10 protein-coding genes are annotated in these 14,963 nt (G+C 72.7%); 5 read left to right on the top strand and 5 right to left on the bottom strand.

Annotation, left to right across the window (positions count from 1 at the left end):
- Positions 1-505: 505 nt before the first annotated feature.
- The 3 genes from ACIQU3_RS24310 to ACIQU3_RS24300 form a co-directional block, all read right to left on the bottom strand.
- The gene (locus ACIQU3_RS24310; RefSeq protein WP_403927701.1) at positions 506-1,378 is read right to left on the bottom strand and encodes a trypsin-like serine protease; all 873 of its coding nucleotides are present in this window, start codon (positions 1,376-1,378) and stop codon (positions 506-508) included.
- Positions 1,379-1,497: 119 nt separating this feature from the next.
- Positions 1,498-1,986 (bottom strand): PaaI family thioesterase, encoded by a 489-nt coding sequence (locus ACIQU3_RS24305; RefSeq protein ID WP_403729716.1) that lies wholly within the window; start codon positions 1,984-1,986, stop codon positions 1,498-1,500.
- 55 nt (positions 1,987-2,041) lie between these two features.
- A complete protein-coding gene (locus tag ACIQU3_RS24300) occupies positions 2,042-4,321 on the bottom strand; it encodes an FdhF/YdeP family oxidoreductase (RefSeq protein ID WP_403927699.1) in 2,280 nt (759 codons plus the stop codon).
- Positions 4,322-4,679: 358 nt separating this feature from the next.
- Between ACIQU3_RS24300 and polA the strand changes: the two genes are divergently transcribed.
- Together polA and ACIQU3_RS24290 are read left to right on the top strand one after the other, a co-directional pair.
- Entirely contained in the window at positions 4,680-7,406 is a 2,727-nt protein-coding gene (gene polA, locus ACIQU3_RS24295; protein WP_403729722.1) for a DNA polymerase I, read from the top strand.
- A 152-nt stretch (positions 7,407-7,558) separates the two neighbouring features.
- Positions 7,559-8,272, top strand: coding sequence for a hypothetical protein (locus ACIQU3_RS24290; protein WP_403729727.1), 714 nt, complete (start codon positions 7,559-7,561; stop codon positions 8,270-8,272).
- Here ACIQU3_RS24290 and ACIQU3_RS24285 read toward each other — a convergent pair.
- Positions 8,190-9,047: a DUF4184 family protein gene (locus ACIQU3_RS24285; protein ID WP_403729729.1), complete on the bottom strand. Its 858-nt coding sequence runs from the start codon at positions 9,045-9,047 to the stop codon at positions 8,190-8,192. The two genes, ACIQU3_RS24290 and ACIQU3_RS24285, sit on opposite strands and share 83 nt — an antisense overlap.
- Before the next feature lie 341 nt (positions 9,048-9,388).
- Between ACIQU3_RS24285 and ACIQU3_RS24280 the strand changes: the two genes are divergently transcribed.
- The 3 genes from ACIQU3_RS24280 (at position 9,389) to ACIQU3_RS24270 (ending at position 12,446) form a co-directional block, all read left to right on the top strand.
- On the top strand, positions 9,389-11,143 hold the full coding sequence (locus ACIQU3_RS24280; RefSeq protein ID WP_403927696.1) for a lytic murein transglycosylase: 1,755 nt from the start codon (positions 9,389-9,391) through the stop codon (positions 11,141-11,143).
- A gap of 149 nt (positions 11,144-11,292) precedes the next feature.
- Positions 11,293-11,427: an SPW_0924 family protein gene (locus ACIQU3_RS24275; protein ID WP_107426737.1), complete on the top strand. Its 135-nt coding sequence runs from the start codon at positions 11,293-11,295 to the stop codon at positions 11,425-11,427.
- Positions 11,428-11,453: 26 nt separating this feature from the next.
- Entirely contained in the window at positions 11,454-12,446 is a 993-nt protein-coding gene (locus tag ACIQU3_RS24270; protein WP_403927694.1) for a DUF3068 domain-containing protein, read from the top strand.
- Here ACIQU3_RS24270 and hrpB read toward each other — a convergent pair.
- On the bottom strand, positions 12,436-14,958 hold the full coding sequence (gene hrpB / locus ACIQU3_RS24265) for an ATP-dependent helicase HrpB (RefSeq protein WP_403927691.1): 2,523 nt from the start codon (positions 14,956-14,958) through the stop codon (positions 12,436-12,438). The genes ACIQU3_RS24270 and hrpB overlap by 11 nt on opposite strands.
- Between the last annotated feature and the right edge of the window lie 5 nt (positions 14,959-14,963).

Here is a 14,963-nt window from a genome sequence, read left to right as displayed (position 1 = left end):
GTGTGCTACTCCGGCCGCATGCGGCCCCGAATAAGATCGAAAAGGCCGAGGGGCCGGGTGGGGGCGGAGTGGAAACCCCGGTGTTCCATTGCGTGCGCGTTACAGAGCGTTACGCCGATGAAAGGGACGGGCGGCGTCCGGGGAATGTCCGGGCAGTCGAAAACGGTGATCTCCACGGGGTTGCGGCGGGGTGTGCCGATGGCGTGCCGGGGGTGGGGCCGGGCAGGGGGAGGGGTGGGAGAAGGCGGGCGGTGGGGTGCCGGTTCGGGCCCGAGGGGGTGCGGCTCGGCGAGGTCGAAAGTGGCATCAACTGTGCTGTTCATCAGTTGAGTTGGCAGGCCCGGCAGGTGACATTGCGCTGACCGCCTGGCACGTTGACGCCGACTGACACCGAAATCTGTTCTGTTGCAGCAGAGTTGACGTGTTGAGCAGGTGAAAGCGTGATGCCCCGCCGCCTCGCGGGGGAGCGCGGAGCGACGGGGCGGGGGTGGTGCCGTGGCAGGGGCTAGGGCAGCTTCACGAACGGCGCGAGGAAGGCGCGGGCGCCGGGGGTGTCCAGGCGGTAGGTGACGTTGGTCGCGTAGCAGGGTGTGTCGCCGGTGATGGTGGTGGCGGCGAGGACGCTACGGCCGTTGATCACGGCGAAGTTGGGGCCGCCCGAGTCGCCGTAGCACGCGCCACCGTTGCCCTGGGGCGCGGTCATGGCGAGCCGGGCCCAGGAGTCGTTGAGGGCGTTGAAGGTGACGGGTGCCTTCATCCGGACGCCGCCGCCGGGGTGGGTCTGGCCGCCGGGGCCGTTGACGGCCTCCTGGGTGCCGTATCCGGCGACGACCCAGTCGGTGTCGTTCAGGCCCTGCGGGCCGAGCCTGCCGAGCTGGTTCGCCGTGGGCAGGGCGGCCGGGGTGAAGCTCCAGCGGGCCTTGACCTGGGTGGCGGGCAGCTGGATCACCGCGATGTCGTGGGTGTCGGAGGCGGGCCCCGGGTACGCGGGGTGCGTGTGCGCGGTGCCGGGGACGGCGACCGCGGCGGCCTGCGCGGCCGGGTCGCCCGGGTACTTCTTCGCCGCCGCGTCGAGTCCGGACTGCACGTCCTGGTCGAGGGAGACGTAGAACCGCACGTTGCCGGGCCAGTCCGAGGTGCAGTGCGCGGCGGTCAGAAAGGTGTCCGAGTCGACCATGGTGCCGGTGCAGACCCAGTCGACGCGGTCGGGGGTCGTGGGGTCACCGTCGTCGTCCCAGGTGGCCACGAGTGCGCCGACCTCGGTGCGCTCGGGGGCGGGTGTGGCGTTGTAGGAGTTGATGGCGGAGGACGGCAGCGCGGTGGCGAGCACGGCGGCGCACGCCGCCGCGGTCACGGTGAGGGCGCGTACGGAGGTCAAGAGAAACCCTTCTACGGGTGGGACGGGTCTTCTCCTGTGGGGGTGGAGCGCCAGTGAAAGGCCCCGGAGGCGGCCGCGGCAAGACCGCGCCCGGCCCTCCAGGGTTTTCCCTACGTCCGTCAGCCCGCGGCGCGGATGTGCTCCTCGTCGCCCGGCCGCACGTCGCGCAGCATGCAGGTCAGCCGGGCGGTGCACACCCGCTTGCCGCTCTCGTCCGTGATGACGATCTCGTAGGTGGCGGTGGAGCGGCCCCGGTGCACGGGCGTGGCCACACCGGTGACCAGCCCGCCGCGCACTCCGCGGTGGTGGGTGCAGTTCAGGTCCACGCCCACGGCGATCTTGGAACTGCCGCCGTGCAGCATCGACCCGATCGAGCCCAGGGTCTCGGCCAGGACCGCGGAGGCCCCGCCGTGCAGCAGGCCGTAGGGCTGGGTGTTGCCCTCCACCGGCATGGTTCCGACGACCCGGTCCGCCGACGCCTCGGAGATCTGGACACCCATCCGGTTCCCGAGGTGGCCCGCGGAGAACAGGGCCAGCAGGTCGACGCCGAGCGCCGCGTACTCGTCGATGACCTCTTGCGGGAACTTCACATGCTGCTGCTCACCCATCGGGCCCGGCTCCGTTCGTCCTCGTCACTCGGCTGCTCTGTCACTGAGCGAACGCTCAGTCGGTCGCCGATTGTTCCAGACGCACCACCACGGACTTGCTGGCCGGGGTGTTACTGGTGTCCGCGGTGGCGTCCAGCGGCACCAGGACGTTGGTCTCCGGGTAGTAGGCGGCCGCGCAGCCCCGGGCCGTCGGGTAGTGCACGACACGGAAACCGGGGGCCCTGCGCTCCACGCCGTCCTTCCACTCGCCGACCAGATCGACGTAGGCACCGTCCGCCACGTTCAGGGCGCGGGCGTCCTCGGGGTGGACCAGCACCACCCGGCGTCCGTTGCGGATGCCCCGGTAACGGTCGTCGAGGCCGTAGATCGTGGTGTTGTACTGGTCGTGCGAGCGCAGCGTCTGCAGCAGCAGACGGCCCTCGGGCAGCCGCGGGTACTCCACGGGTGCCGCGGTGAAGTTGGCCTTGCCGGTGGCCGTGGGGAAGCGGCGCTCGTCGCGCGGGGCGTGCGGCAGTGCGAACCCTCCGGGGCGGGCCACGCGGGCGTTGAAGTCCTGGAAACCCGGGACCACGCGCGCGATGCGGTCCCGGATCGTCGCGTAGTCCTTCTCGAACTCCGCCCACGGCGTGCGGCTGTTCTCCCCGAGCACCCGGCGGGCCAGGCGGCTGACGATGGCGGGCTCCGACAGCAGGTGCCGGCTCGCGGGCTCCAGCCGGCCCCGGGAGGCGTGCACCATGCCCATCGAGTCCTCGACCGTCACGAACTGCTCGCCGCCGCCCTGGAGATCGCGCTCGGTGCGGCCGAGCGTCGGGAGGATCAGGGCACGCGCGCCCGTGACCGTGTGCGAGCGGTTCAGCTTCGTCGACACGTGCACCGTCAGCCGGGCCCGCCGCATGGCCGCCTCCGTGACGTCCGTGTCGGGGGACGCCGAGACGAAGTTGCCGCCCATCGCGAAGAAGACCTTCGCCTCGCCGTCGCGCAGGGCGCGGATGGCGCGCACGACGTCATAGCCGTGCTCGCGCGGGGGCGCGAAGCCGAACTCCTTCTGCAGGGCGTCCAGGAACGCCGGCGCGGGCCGCTCGAAGATGCCCATCGTGCGGTCGCCCTGCACGTTCGAATGCCCGCGCACCGGGCACACACCGGCGCCCGGGCGGCCGATGTTGCCGCGCAGCAGGAGGAAGTTGACGACCTCCCGGATCGTGGGGACGGAGTGCTTGTGCTGGGTGAGACCCATCGCCCAGCACACGATGGTGCGTTCGGAGGCCAGGACCATCCGCAGGGCCTTCTCGACGTCCTCCCGCATCAGACCGGTCGCGGTGAGCGTCTCATCCCAGTCGGCGGCGCGGGCGGCCTCGGCGAACTCCTCGTAGCCGTGCGTGTGCTCCCGCACGAACGCCTCGTCGACCGCGCCGTCCGTCTCCAGGATCAGCTTGTTCAGCAGGCGGAACAGCGCCTGGTCGCCGCCGATGCGGATCTGCAGGAACAGGTCGGTGAGCGCCGCGCCCTTGACCATGCCCTGCGGGGTCTGCGGGTTCTTGAAACGCTCCAGGCCCGCCTCCGGCAGCGGGTTGACGCTGATGATCTTCGCGCCGTTACCCTTCGCCTTCTCCAGCGCGGACAGCATGCGCGGGTGGTTCGTCCCCGGGTTCTGCCCCGCGACGATGATCAGGTCGGCCTGGTGGAGGTCCTCCAGCAGGACGCTGCCCTTGCCGATGCCGATCGTCTCCGACAGGGCCGAGCCGGACGACTCGTGGCACATGTTCGAGCAGTCGGGCAGGTTGTTCGTGCCGAGTTCGCGCGCGAACAGCTGGTAGAGGAATGCGGCCTCGTTGCTGGTGCGGCCGGAGGTGTAGAAGACGGCCTCGTCCGGGGAGGAGAGCGCGTCGATCTCCTCGCCGATGATGTCGAAGGCGCGCTCCCAGGTGACCGGCTCGTAGTGCGTGCCGCCCTCGGGGAGGTACATGGGGTGGGTGAGCCGGCCCTGCTGCCCCAGCCAGTAGCCGCTGCGGCCGGCCAGGTCGGCGACCGGGTGCGCGGCGAAGAACTCGGGCGTGACCCGGCGCAGGGTGGCCTCCTCGGCCACGGCCTTCGCCCCGTTCTCGCAGAACTCCGCCTTGTGCCGGTGCTCCGGTTCGGGCCAAGCGCAGCCGGGGCAGTCGAAGCCGTCCTTCTGGTTCACGCTCAGCAGCGTCAGCGCGGTGCGCTTCACGCCCATCTGCTGCTGTGCGATCCGCAGCGTGTGCCCGATCGCCGGGAGCCCCGCGGCCGCGTGCTTCGGCCCGGCGACCTGCGGCGCGTCCTGGACCGGATCGCTCTTGGGCGGCTTCGACGCCATCGCACACTCCCCTTCGACTGCGCTGTGAGGTAGGCCCCCGAATCCTCGCACGGGGAAGTGACAGCGGGTGCGGTCGGGCCGGACGGCGGCGGTGGCGGGGTGAGCAGGGGTTCCCCGTGGGGTGTGCGGTCGGGCCGGGAGCCGCCGAGGGCGGACGGAGGGAGTGGGGGCTCGTGGGGTGCGCTGTCGGGCCGGGAGTCGCCGAGGGCGGACGGAGTGAGTGGGGGCTCGTGGGGTGTGCGGTCGGGCCGGGAGCCGCCGAGGGCGGGGTGCGCGGGGGCCCCCGTGGGGTGCCGCCCGGGCCCGGCGCCCGCGGGGGCGGGGCTGAGTGTCAGTGGGGCGTGGCAGGATCGGGGGCGTGGCAGAGACAGCATCGAAGACGACCGACCAGACCTCCGGCGGCAGCCGGCCGCGACTGATGCTCATGGACGGGCACTCGCTGGCCTACCGCGCGTTCTTCGCGCTGCCCGCGGAGAATTTCACCACCGCGACGGGCCAGCCGACGAACGCGATCTACGGCTTCGCGTCGATGCTGGCCAACACGCTGCGCGACGAGGCGCCCACGCACTTCGCGGTCGCCTTCGACGTCTCCCGCAAAACCTGGCGGTCCCAGGAGTTCACGGAGTACAAGGCGAACCGCTCCAAGACCCCGGACGAGTTCAAGGGCCAGGTCGAGCTGATCGGCGAGCTCCTGGACGCGATGGGCGCCCAGCGCTTCGCGGTGGACGGCTTCGAGGCCGACGACGTCATCGCCACGCTCGCCACCCAGGCCGAGGCCGAGGGCTTCGAGGTGCTGATCGTCACCGGCGACCGGGACTCCTTCCAGCTGGTCAGCGAGCACACCACGGTGCTGTACCCGACCAAGGGCGTCTCCGAGCTCACCCGCTTCACCCCGGAGAAGGTGTTCGAGAAGTACGGGTTGACGCCCGCGCAGTACCCCGACTTCGCGGCCCTGCGCGGCGACCCCTCCGACAACCTCCCCGGCATCCCCGGCGTCGGTGAGAAGACCGCCGCGAAGTGGATCAACCAGTTCGGCTCGTTCGCCGAGCTCGTCGAGCGCGTCGAGGAGGTCAAGGGCAAGGCGGGCCAGAACCTGCGCGACCACCTGGAGTCCGTCAAGCTCAATCGCCGGCTCACCGAGCTGGAGCGCCGGGTGGAGCTGCCCAAGGGCGTCACCGACCTGGAGCGGGCCGCCTACGACCGCAAGGCCGTCGCGATGATCCTGGACACCCTGGAGATCCGCAACCCGTCGCTGCGCGAGCGGCTCTTCGCCGTCGACCCGGGCGCCGAGGAGGCCGAGACCACCCCGATCAGCGCCGAGGGCGTGGAGCTGGACGGCACGGTCCTCGGCACCGGTGAGCTGCCCGCCTGGCTCACCGAGCACGGCACGGGACCCCTCGGCATCGCCACGGTCGACACCTGGGCCCTCGGCACCGGCTCGGTCGCCGAGATCGCCCTCGCCGCGGCCGAAGGCCCCGCCGCCTGGTTCGACCCCTCCCAGCTGGACGAGGCCGACGAGCGGGCCTTCGCCGCCTGGCTCGCCGACGCCGGGCGGCCCAAGATCCTCCACAACGCCAAGGGCGCCATGCGCGTCTTCGCCGAGCACGGCTGGAGCGTCGAGGGCGTGCGCATGGACACGGCCCTGGCCGCGTACCTGGTCAAGCCGGGCCGCCGCTCCTTCGATCTGGACGCGTTGTCCCTGGAGTACCTGCACCGCGAGCTCACCCCTGCCGCCGCGGCCGACGGCCAGCTGGCCTTCGGCGCGGACGAGGGCGCCGAGGCCGAGGCCCTGATGATCCAGGCCCGTGCCGTCCTCGACCTGGGCCAGGCCTTCGAGAGCCGCCTGGAGGAGGTCGGCGCCGCGGACCTGCTGCGTGACATGGAGCTGCCCACGTCCGCCCTGCTCGCTCGTATGGAGCGGCACGGCATCGCGGCCGACCGGCCCCACCTGGAGGCCATGGAGCAGATGTTCGCCGGTGCCGTCCAGCAGGCGGTCAAGGAGGCCCACGCCGCAGCCGGGCACGAGTTCAACCTGGGCTCGCCCAAGCAGCTCCAGGAGGTCCTCTTCGGCGAGCTGGCCCTGCCCAAGACCAAGCGCACCAAGACCGGCTACACCACGGACGCCGACGCCCTCGCCTGGCTCGCCACGCAGACGGACAACGAGCTTCCGGTGATCATGCTCCGCCACCGCGAGCAGGCCAAGCTGCGGGTCACCGTCGAGGGCCTGATCAAGACGATCGCCGCGGACGGCCGCATCCACACCACGTTCAACCAGACCGTCGCCGCCACCGGCCGCCTGTCCTCGACGGACCCCAACCTGCAGAACATCCCGGTCCGCACCGACGAGGGCCGCGCCATCCGCCGCGGCTTCGTCGTCGGAGAGGGCTTCGAGTCCCTCATGACTGCCGACTACAGCCAGATCGAGCTGCGTGTGATGGCGCACCTCTCCGAGGACGAGGGCCTCATCGAGGCGTTCACCTCCGGCGAGGACCTGCACACCACGGCCGCCTCCCAGGTCTTCGCCGTCGAGCCGACGGCGGTGGACGCCGAGATGCGCCGCAAGATCAAGGCCATGTCGTACGGCCTGGCCTACGGCCTGTCCGCGTTCGGCCTCTCCCAGCAGCTGAACATCGAGGCGGCGGAGGCCCGCGCCCTGATGGACGCGTACTTCGAGCGGTTCGGCGGCGTACGGGACTATCTGCGCCGGGCGGTCGACGAGGCCCGGGCGACGGGCTACACGGCGACGCTCTTCGGCCGCCGCCGCTACCTCCCCGACCTCAACAGCGACAACCGCCAGCGCCGCGAGGCCGCCGAGCGGATGGCCCTCAACGCACCCATCCAGGGCACGGCGGCCGACATCGTCAAGATCGCCATGCTGAGGGTGGACGAGGCCCTGAAGGACGCCGGCCTCACCTCTCGCATGCTCCTCCAGGTGCACGACGAAATCGTGCTGGAGATCGCTCCCGGGGAGCGGTCCGCCGCCGAGGAACTGGTCCGCAGGGAGATGGCGAACGCCGTCGACCTCCGCGTCCCCCTGGGCGTCTCGGTGGGCTCGGGCCCGGACTGGGAGTCGGCGGCGCACTAGGCCTGCGGCCGGGCCAGCCGGGCACTGGGGGCGGGGCGAGCCGGGGCGTCAGGATCTCCTGGTCACCGGCCCGTCCCGACGCCGCGGAAAACGTCACTCGCGTGGCCCCCGAGAAAGCGCCCCCGCCCCCGCCGGTCGCAAAGATGCGGGGCATGGGTATACGCACGCTCCTCAGCCGCACGGGCCCAGGCGTGGCAGTGCAGCCGGTCCCGGCGTTCGAGGCCGCCGCGAGTACGGTTCGCGTCCCCGTCACCTTCGGTACGGCATTGCGCCAGGCCACGGCGGACCTCCGGCAACGCCTGGCCGCCGCCCGACGACGGCCCACCGGCACCGGTGACCCTGCCGTGACGGCTGCTGTGCCCGGGGCGGGCGGCCCGGCCCCCGCTCACGCCGTCGTCGCCGCCGACGCGCTGGCGGCCCTGACCGGACTTGCCGGGGCCGACGCTGTGGCTGCCCTCTACGGTCTCGACCGTGCCGGCGCGCTGGCCGTCCTGACGGGGCTCCTCGGCACCGACACCCTGGCCGCCCTCGACGGCACCGAAGCGCTGGCCGTTCTGACCGGCCTCGGCGGCACCGACGCCACGCCGACCCGTACCGATCGGGCCGCCCCCCACAGCGTCACCGCGGATCCACCCGGCAGCCGTGAAAGGCCGCGCAGACCCTGTCGTCGCCCTTGGGTCCGGCTCGCCCGTGACTACCTGGCCCAAGTCCTCACCCTGCTCCCACGCCCCCGCCCGGTACGCACCAGCATCACCGTGTACATCACGACGAGCGACGGCTTCGTCAGCGAGCGGCCGGACGACTCGGCTCCGCATCGGCGGCAGGGGCCGGACCAGCGGGGACCGGAACCGGACGCCGCACCCTGACCACCATGGCGTAGAGCAGCAGCGCCGGGACGAGGCCCGCGCCCGAGCCGAAGCACACCGTCGGAATGATCTCCCACGGTTTCGCGGCCGGGCCCCAGTACGCCCACCACCGCGATGCCCGCTGCACCGCCCCCACCAACGCGAAGCCGCAGATCACGGCGGCGGCCGCCCACCGGTCCCGTACCGCCAGCGCGGGAACCCCGACCGGCTCGCCCCTGGGCGCCCGCCGCAGCGCGCGCCCCACGAACACGGCGATCACGACGGCGGCCACCGCCGAACCGCCGTACTGCAGGTACCAGTACAGCGGTGAGCCCGCCACCTCCCGGCCCAGCACCGGAAACAGCCGCATGCCCCACCGGTCGAGGTGCGTGAACGCGTCCCACACCACATGGGTCGACGCACCGAGCACGGCGGACGCGTACCACCGCGCCACCAGCGCGGGCCGCACCCGCGCGCGAGGTGCCCCGCACCGCAGCAGGGACGCCACCCGCCCCTGCCGGGCCCGCGGCAGCAACGCGACGAGCGGTTCACGCACCAGCAGCCACAACCCCACCAGCGCCCAGGCGATGAGCACGTCGACCGTGAACACACCCGGGAACCCGTGCGTGATGTCACCGAACTCCATGGCCCCGGTAAGGACACTTGCCGCGTAGTAGGTCATGTCGGGTGCGAAGGAACCCGCCACGAGCACGGCGGGGACCAGGGGGCCCCGGCCGGTGCCGTCGGTGCGGACGGCGGGCAGTACGGCTGCCGCATGGCTCAGCGTGAACGGCAACTCGGCTCCTCGCGACGGTCGTTGCACCCGGCCGGAGTGTCCGGCGGTCAGTGGCCCAGTATGCGGGATGTGGTCCTGCCGGCCGATGTCACCGGCGCACATGGCCAACTGGTGAAAAACGGTCACGAACGGGTGCCCGGGTAAAAGAAGTTGTCGTAGGGTCGCCAGAGTCGTTGCGCGGGGAGCGTGTCGAACGCGTGACCGCGGTCAAGTGCAGAACACGTAAGAGAACAGAGTTGTGGCCGCCGGAGGGCAACCCCTCGGGCGGTTGGATCGTCACAACAGGGCGAACACTGCAGACGTAGACGGACGCTCGGGCGTCCACGGGAGGGGTTCACTCTATGGCGGCGCAATTCGGCAGGAGGCTGCGCAAGGGGGCGGCGACCACCGCCGTGGCCGCGGTGGCGGTCGCGGCGCTGTCCGCCTCCCAGGCTCCGGGCGTGAACGACCACGGCAGACAGACCGCCGCCGACGCCACCCCCTCACCCGAAGCGAGTGCCTCCGACGACAGCGCCACCGGCAACTCGCCCTATTACACGGACCTGCCCCCGCTGAAGAGCCCGAATCCGTCTCCGTCCACGGGTCCCGGCCCCGGCGGCACGGGCGCCACGGAATCCGGCATCCCCGCAACCGTCCTCGACGCCTACAAGAAGGCCGAGGCTTCGCTGCGCGAGGCCAAGCCCGGCTGCAACCTGCCCTGGCAACTCCTCGCGGCCATCGGCCGGGTGGAGTCGGGGCAGGCCCGCGGCGGCCGGGTCGACGCCGACGGCACCACCATCAAGAAGATCCTGGGCCCGCAGCTCGACGGCAACGGCTTCGCCCTCATCAAGGACACCGACGACGGCGCGTACGACGGCGACAGCACGTACGACTCGGCCGTCGGCCCCATGCAGTTCATCCCCTCCACCTGGGCCTGGGCCGGCCGCGACGGCAACGACGACGGCAAGAAGGACCCCAACAACATCTACGACGCCGCGCTCGCCGCCGGCCACTACCTGTGCCGCAACAACTGGGACCTGTCCCAGCAGAGCGAGCTCGACCGGGCGATCCTCAGCTACAACAACTCGCGGGACTACCTGAACCTCGTCATGCGGTGGCTGGACTACTACCGCAAGGGCGCGCACGAGGTCCCGGACGGCACCGGCACACTGCCCGGCAACCGCAGCGACGACGGCGCGGGCGCGAGCCCGACGCCCACCGTCCCGGGTGCGACGACCCCGGCCGGCTCGACGCCCGGACCCAAGCCCAAGCCCAAGCCCGAGAAGCCCGGGACACCGCAGAAGCCCGGCGGTGGCGGCACGGCGCCCTCGAAGCCGCCCACGACACCGCCCGGCACGCCGTCCACGCCGCCCACCACACCTCCCACCCCCACCGACACGGTGGACCACCTGGAGGACGCCGGCACCGCGAAGCTCGCCGCCATGGCCGGCGACGCGTTCGACCGGCGGATCAGCACCCGCGCCGAGACGGAGGCCGGAAAGGCCGTCGCCAAGGTCAGGGTCCGCTTCACCATCGTCGGCGACACCGACACCACCTTCACCGGCGGCGAGGACGTGGCCACGGTCGTTACCAACAGCTCCGGCGTGGCCGTGGCACCCGCGTTGCAGGCGGGGGAGAAGACCGGGACCGTCACCGTCCGCGCCACCGTGGTGGGCCGCGCCGTCCCGGGTCTCGACTACAAGGCCACGGTCACCGAACGCGCCGCCGACGCCCTCGCCCGCACCGATGACGCCGCGCTGACCTGCGCCCCGGGCGGCACGTTCGCGAACCAGGTCGAGCTGAAGGCCACGTACAAGGGCGCCGTCGCCGACGGTGTCGCGGCCACCGCCACGCTGGTCAAGTCGGCGGACGACCCGACCGTCACCGACAAGGGCCCCTACTTCAAGGCCGCCGACGGCAAGACCCTCCGTACCCTCACGGGCCTCAAGACGGACGCCAAGGGCCTGCTGAGGCTGCCCAAGCTGTACGCGGACGACACGACCGGCACGTTCCTGCTCCGCATCACCACCGCGGGCGGGGCGACGCTCACGGTCGAACTGACCGTGGCCGCGGCCGAGACGTCCTCGCCGAGCCCGTCGGCCGACCCGGCCGGGTAGCTCCCAGGTACGACAGACGACGCCCCTCCGATAAGGAGGGGCGTCGTTGTGTGTGCAACGTGTTCTCATCTCCGCCGCGCGTTGCTACGGTGCCGAACAACCTGACGGTTCATCAGTTCTGGCCGTCGCCGCTCGTGGGGAGGCTCCGTATGCGCGCCCTCATCGCCGCCGCCACCGGTCTCGCCCTCGCCTTCGCCGTGGTCCTGACGCTGACCGCCCTCGGCTCCCCCTCGGGCGGGACATCTCCGAAGCCGCTGCTGACGACCGTGCCCGCACACCCCTGACCGCCCCGCCCGGGAGGGAGGCCGCGATGCGCCGCAAGGCCGGCCTGGTCCTGCTCGCCCTCGCCGTGTTCTTCGCGGCCCTGTCCCCGCTCCTGCGCTGGTACGTCTTCCCCCGCCTCGCCAAGGTCCCCGCGAACCAGTACCAGGACATGGTCCTGGAGGCGAAGGACGCCACCCTCCTCGACTACGGCACGATGAAGGCCGAGAAGGTCTCCAAGGTCACCATCGTCCAGACCCTCAAAGGCAACGTGGAGGCCTCCGAGCGGATCGAGGAGTCGGCGGGCCGGGACGTGGTCGTCTGGGACGGCCTCTCCTATGTCGTCGGCCCCGACGGCGCGATGGTCTCCAGGATCCCCGAGCGCTACATCTTCGACGCCCACACCCAGGAGCCCGTCCACGCCACCGGAGAGATGGTCGACGGCGACCCCGTGCGCCGGCGGGGCATCGAGTTCAAGTGGCCCTTCCTGACCGAGAAACGGGACTACGAGTACTTCGACGCCCAGGCCCGCGTCACCGCGCCCATCACGTACGAGGGCACCCGTGACTTCCGTGGCCTGGAGGTCTACTACTTCGAGCAGACCATCCCCTGGACCAAGGTGCGGTTCCCCAAGACCCTGCCCGTCAAGGGCCTGACCGCCGAGGCGGTGGCGAAGACCGGGACGACCCGCTGGTACACCACGGTCCGCAAGTTCTGGGTCGAACCCCTCACCGGCGCCCCCGTGTACGGGGAGGAGATCCACAAGGAGGAGCTGCGCGGCGGCACCCTCCTGGGCGACCGCGACAAGGTGACCGCGTTCGCCGGCCACGTGAAGATGCGCGAGGACTACCTCACGCACACGGTCGACCTGGTGAAGTCCCAGCGGCTGCTCGTCCTGCTGATGACGTCCTACCTGCCCTGGGGTTTCCTGGCCCTCGGTGTCCTCCTGGCCGCCCTCGCGCTGTACCTGGAGGCCCGGGCCCGCCGCCGCTCGGGGCCGGCCCGCGCGGCGGCCCGGAAACCGTCGTCGGTCAGCGCCTGAGCCGCGCGTTGGTGTGCCGCGTCGGCTCGGCACCCGCCGGGTCCTCGGGCCACGGATGTTTCGGATACCGCCCCCGCAGCTCCGCCCGCACCCCCTTGTAGCCGTCCCGCCAGAACGAGGCCAGGTCGGCGGTGACGGCGGCCGGCCGACCGGCCGGGGACAGCAGATGCACGAGCAGCGGCACCCCGGCGACCCGGGGCGACTCCTGGAGCCCGAACATCTCCTGCAACTTCACCGCCAGCACGGGCTGTTCGGGACGGGGGTAGTCGATCCGGACCCGCGACCCGCTCGGCACCGTCAACCGCTCCGGGGCCAGCTCGTCGAGCCGCCCCGCCTGACCGGAGGCCCAGGGCAGCAGCCGGGCGAGCGCCTCCCCGGCGTCGATCCGCGTCAGATCGGCCCGCCGTCGTGCCCGGCCGAGCTCCGGCTCCAGCCACTCCTCCACGCGCGCGTGCAGCGCCTCGTCGGACACGTCCGGCCAGGGCTCACCCAGATGCAGGTGCAGGAAGGCGAGCCGCTGCCGCAGCACACCGGCCTCCGCCGACCACCGCAGCAGCCCGACCCCCTCCCGCCGCAGCCCGTCGAGCAGCGCAGCGCGCACGAGGCCCGGATCGGCGTCCTTGAGCGCCCGCACCGCGAGCTCCACGGCCCCCAGCCGCTCCACCCGCCGCGCCACGACGTCTCCGCCGTCCCAGTGGACCTCGTCCCGCTCCTCCAGGAGTGCCCCCGCCGCGACACGGGCCGTCTCCTCGTCGACGACAGCCCCGAGCTGCACCCGCGCGTGCCCCCTGCCGACGGGCCGGTCGGCCATCGCGACGGCGATCCAGGGGGCACCGTGCAGCGCGCTGCCGGACCCTACCTCGGCACGGGTCCCGGACACCATGAGACAGGACCCGCCGTCGGCCTTGGCGACCCGCTCGGGAAAGGCGAGAGCGGCCACGAGCCCGGCCTGCTGCTCCTCGGAGAGGCCCGCCCGCGTCCCCGCTTCGGCCGCTGCCGCGTGGGACGCGCCGGAAACCACGGCCCGCAGTCGCCGGACCTCACCGCGCCACCGCGACGCATAGGCGTCACCCCCGTGCCGAGCACGACGCAAGGCACCCGCCAGGTCGTCCCCGTACTCTCGCGGAGCCTCCTCGCTGAGCAGCGCGACGACCTCGGCGGCCCGCTCCGCCCCGACCCGGCCGGACCCGTCCAGCAACGCCCGCCCCAGCCGGGGATGCAGTCCGAGCCGGGACAGAGCGACACCCCGCTCCGTGGCGCGCCCGGCGGAGTCCACCGCCTCCACCGCCGCAAGGACCTCCCGTGCCGCCGCCATGGCACCGCTCGGCGGCCCGTCCAGCAGCGCCAGCCCGGACGCGTCCGGATCCCCCCAGCACGCCACCTGCAGCGCGAACGCCGTCAGATCGGCCACCTTGATCTCCGGCGACGGATACCGCGGCAGACGCGCGTCCTCGGCCTCCGCCCAGCAGCGGTACACCGCCCCCGGAGCCTCACGTCCGGCCCGCCCCGCCCGCTGCCGCCCGGCGGCCCGCGACGCCCGCACCGTCGTCAGCGCGCTCAACCCGCGCGCGTGGTCCACCCGCGGCTCACGCGCCAGTCCCGAATCCACGACCACCCGCACCCCGGGCACCGTCAGCGACGACTCCGCGACGGACGTGGCCAGCACGACCCGCCGCCGCTCCCCGGGCACCAGCACCGCGTCCTGCACCGTCGCCGGCGCCCGCCCGTGCACCTGGAGCACCTCGACGTCCCCGAGCCCGCCGAGCTGCCCGGCGACCCGGGCGATCTCGCCCACGCCCGGCAGGAAACACAGCACGTCCCCGTCCCGCTCCGCCAGCGCACGCCGCACCACGGACGCCACGTGGGTCAGCAGCGCCGGATCGACCCGCATCCCGTGCGGCGGGCGCACGGGCCGCGCCGGAGGCGCCCACACGGCCTCCACCGGATGGGCCGTGCCGCGCGCCTCGACCACCGGCGCCCCGCCCAGCAGCCCCGCCCACCCCTGCGCGTCGGTCGTCGCCGAGGCGGCCACCAGCCGCAGCTCCGGCCGCAGGGTCTGCCGCACGTCCCACAGGAACGCCGCCGCCGTGTCCGCGTCCAGGTGCCGCTCGTGGCACTCGTCGAGCACCACCACGTCGGCACCGGACAGCTCCTGGTCCCGTTGCAGCCGCTGCACCAGCACGCCGGTCGTGACGACCTCCACGCGCGTGTGCCGCCCGACGACCCGCTCCCCGCGCACGGTGTAACCGACGCTCCCGCCGGGCTTCTCACCCAGCAGCCACGCCATCCGCCGGGCCGCCGCCCGGGCCGCGATCCGCCGCGGCTCGGCCACGACCACGCGCCGCCCGGGCCCCTCACCGAGCAGGCCCGCCAGCGCGAGCGGCACCAGGGTCGTCTTGCCGGTGCCCGGCGGCGCCACGAGGACGGCGGTGCCGTGCCCTTCCAACGCCTCGGTCAGGGCGGGCAGGGCACCGCGTACGGGCAGGGACTCCAGGGCGTCGTAACGGATCACGTCCT

Origin of the sequence: Streptomyces sp. NPDC101110, from assembly GCF_044759525.1 — a bacterium.
Lineage (GTDB): Bacteria > Actinomycetota > Actinomycetes > Streptomycetales > Streptomycetaceae > Streptomyces.
The sequence above is the reverse complement of the archived record's forward strand: the minus strand, read 5'-3'. Positions and strand labels throughout refer to the sequence as shown.

Bases quoted from the DNA above. Each gene is read 5' to 3' on its own strand.
- ACIQU3_RS24290 (WP_403729727.1), top strand. From the start codon at position 7,559: ATGGGTATACGCACGCTCCTCAGCCGCACGGGCCCAGGCGTGGCAGTG.
- ACIQU3_RS24275 (WP_107426737.1), top strand. From the start codon at position 11,293: ATGCGCGCCCTCATCGCCGCCGCCACCGGTCTCGCCCTCGCCTTCGCC.
- ACIQU3_RS24280 (WP_403927696.1), top strand. From the start codon at position 9,389: ATGGCGGCGCAATTCGGCAGGAGGCTGCGCAAGGGGGCGGCGACCACC.
- ACIQU3_RS24305 (WP_403729716.1), bottom strand. From the start codon at position 1,986: ATGGGTGAGCAGCAGCATGTGAAGTTCCCGCAAGAGGTCATCGACGAG.
- ACIQU3_RS24300 (WP_403927699.1), bottom strand. From the start codon at position 4,321: ATGGCGTCGAAGCCGCCCAAGAGCGATCCGGTCCAGGACGCGCCGCAG.
- ACIQU3_RS24270 (WP_403927694.1), top strand. From the start codon at position 11,454: ATGCGCCGCAAGGCCGGCCTGGTCCTGCTCGCCCTCGCCGTGTTCTTC.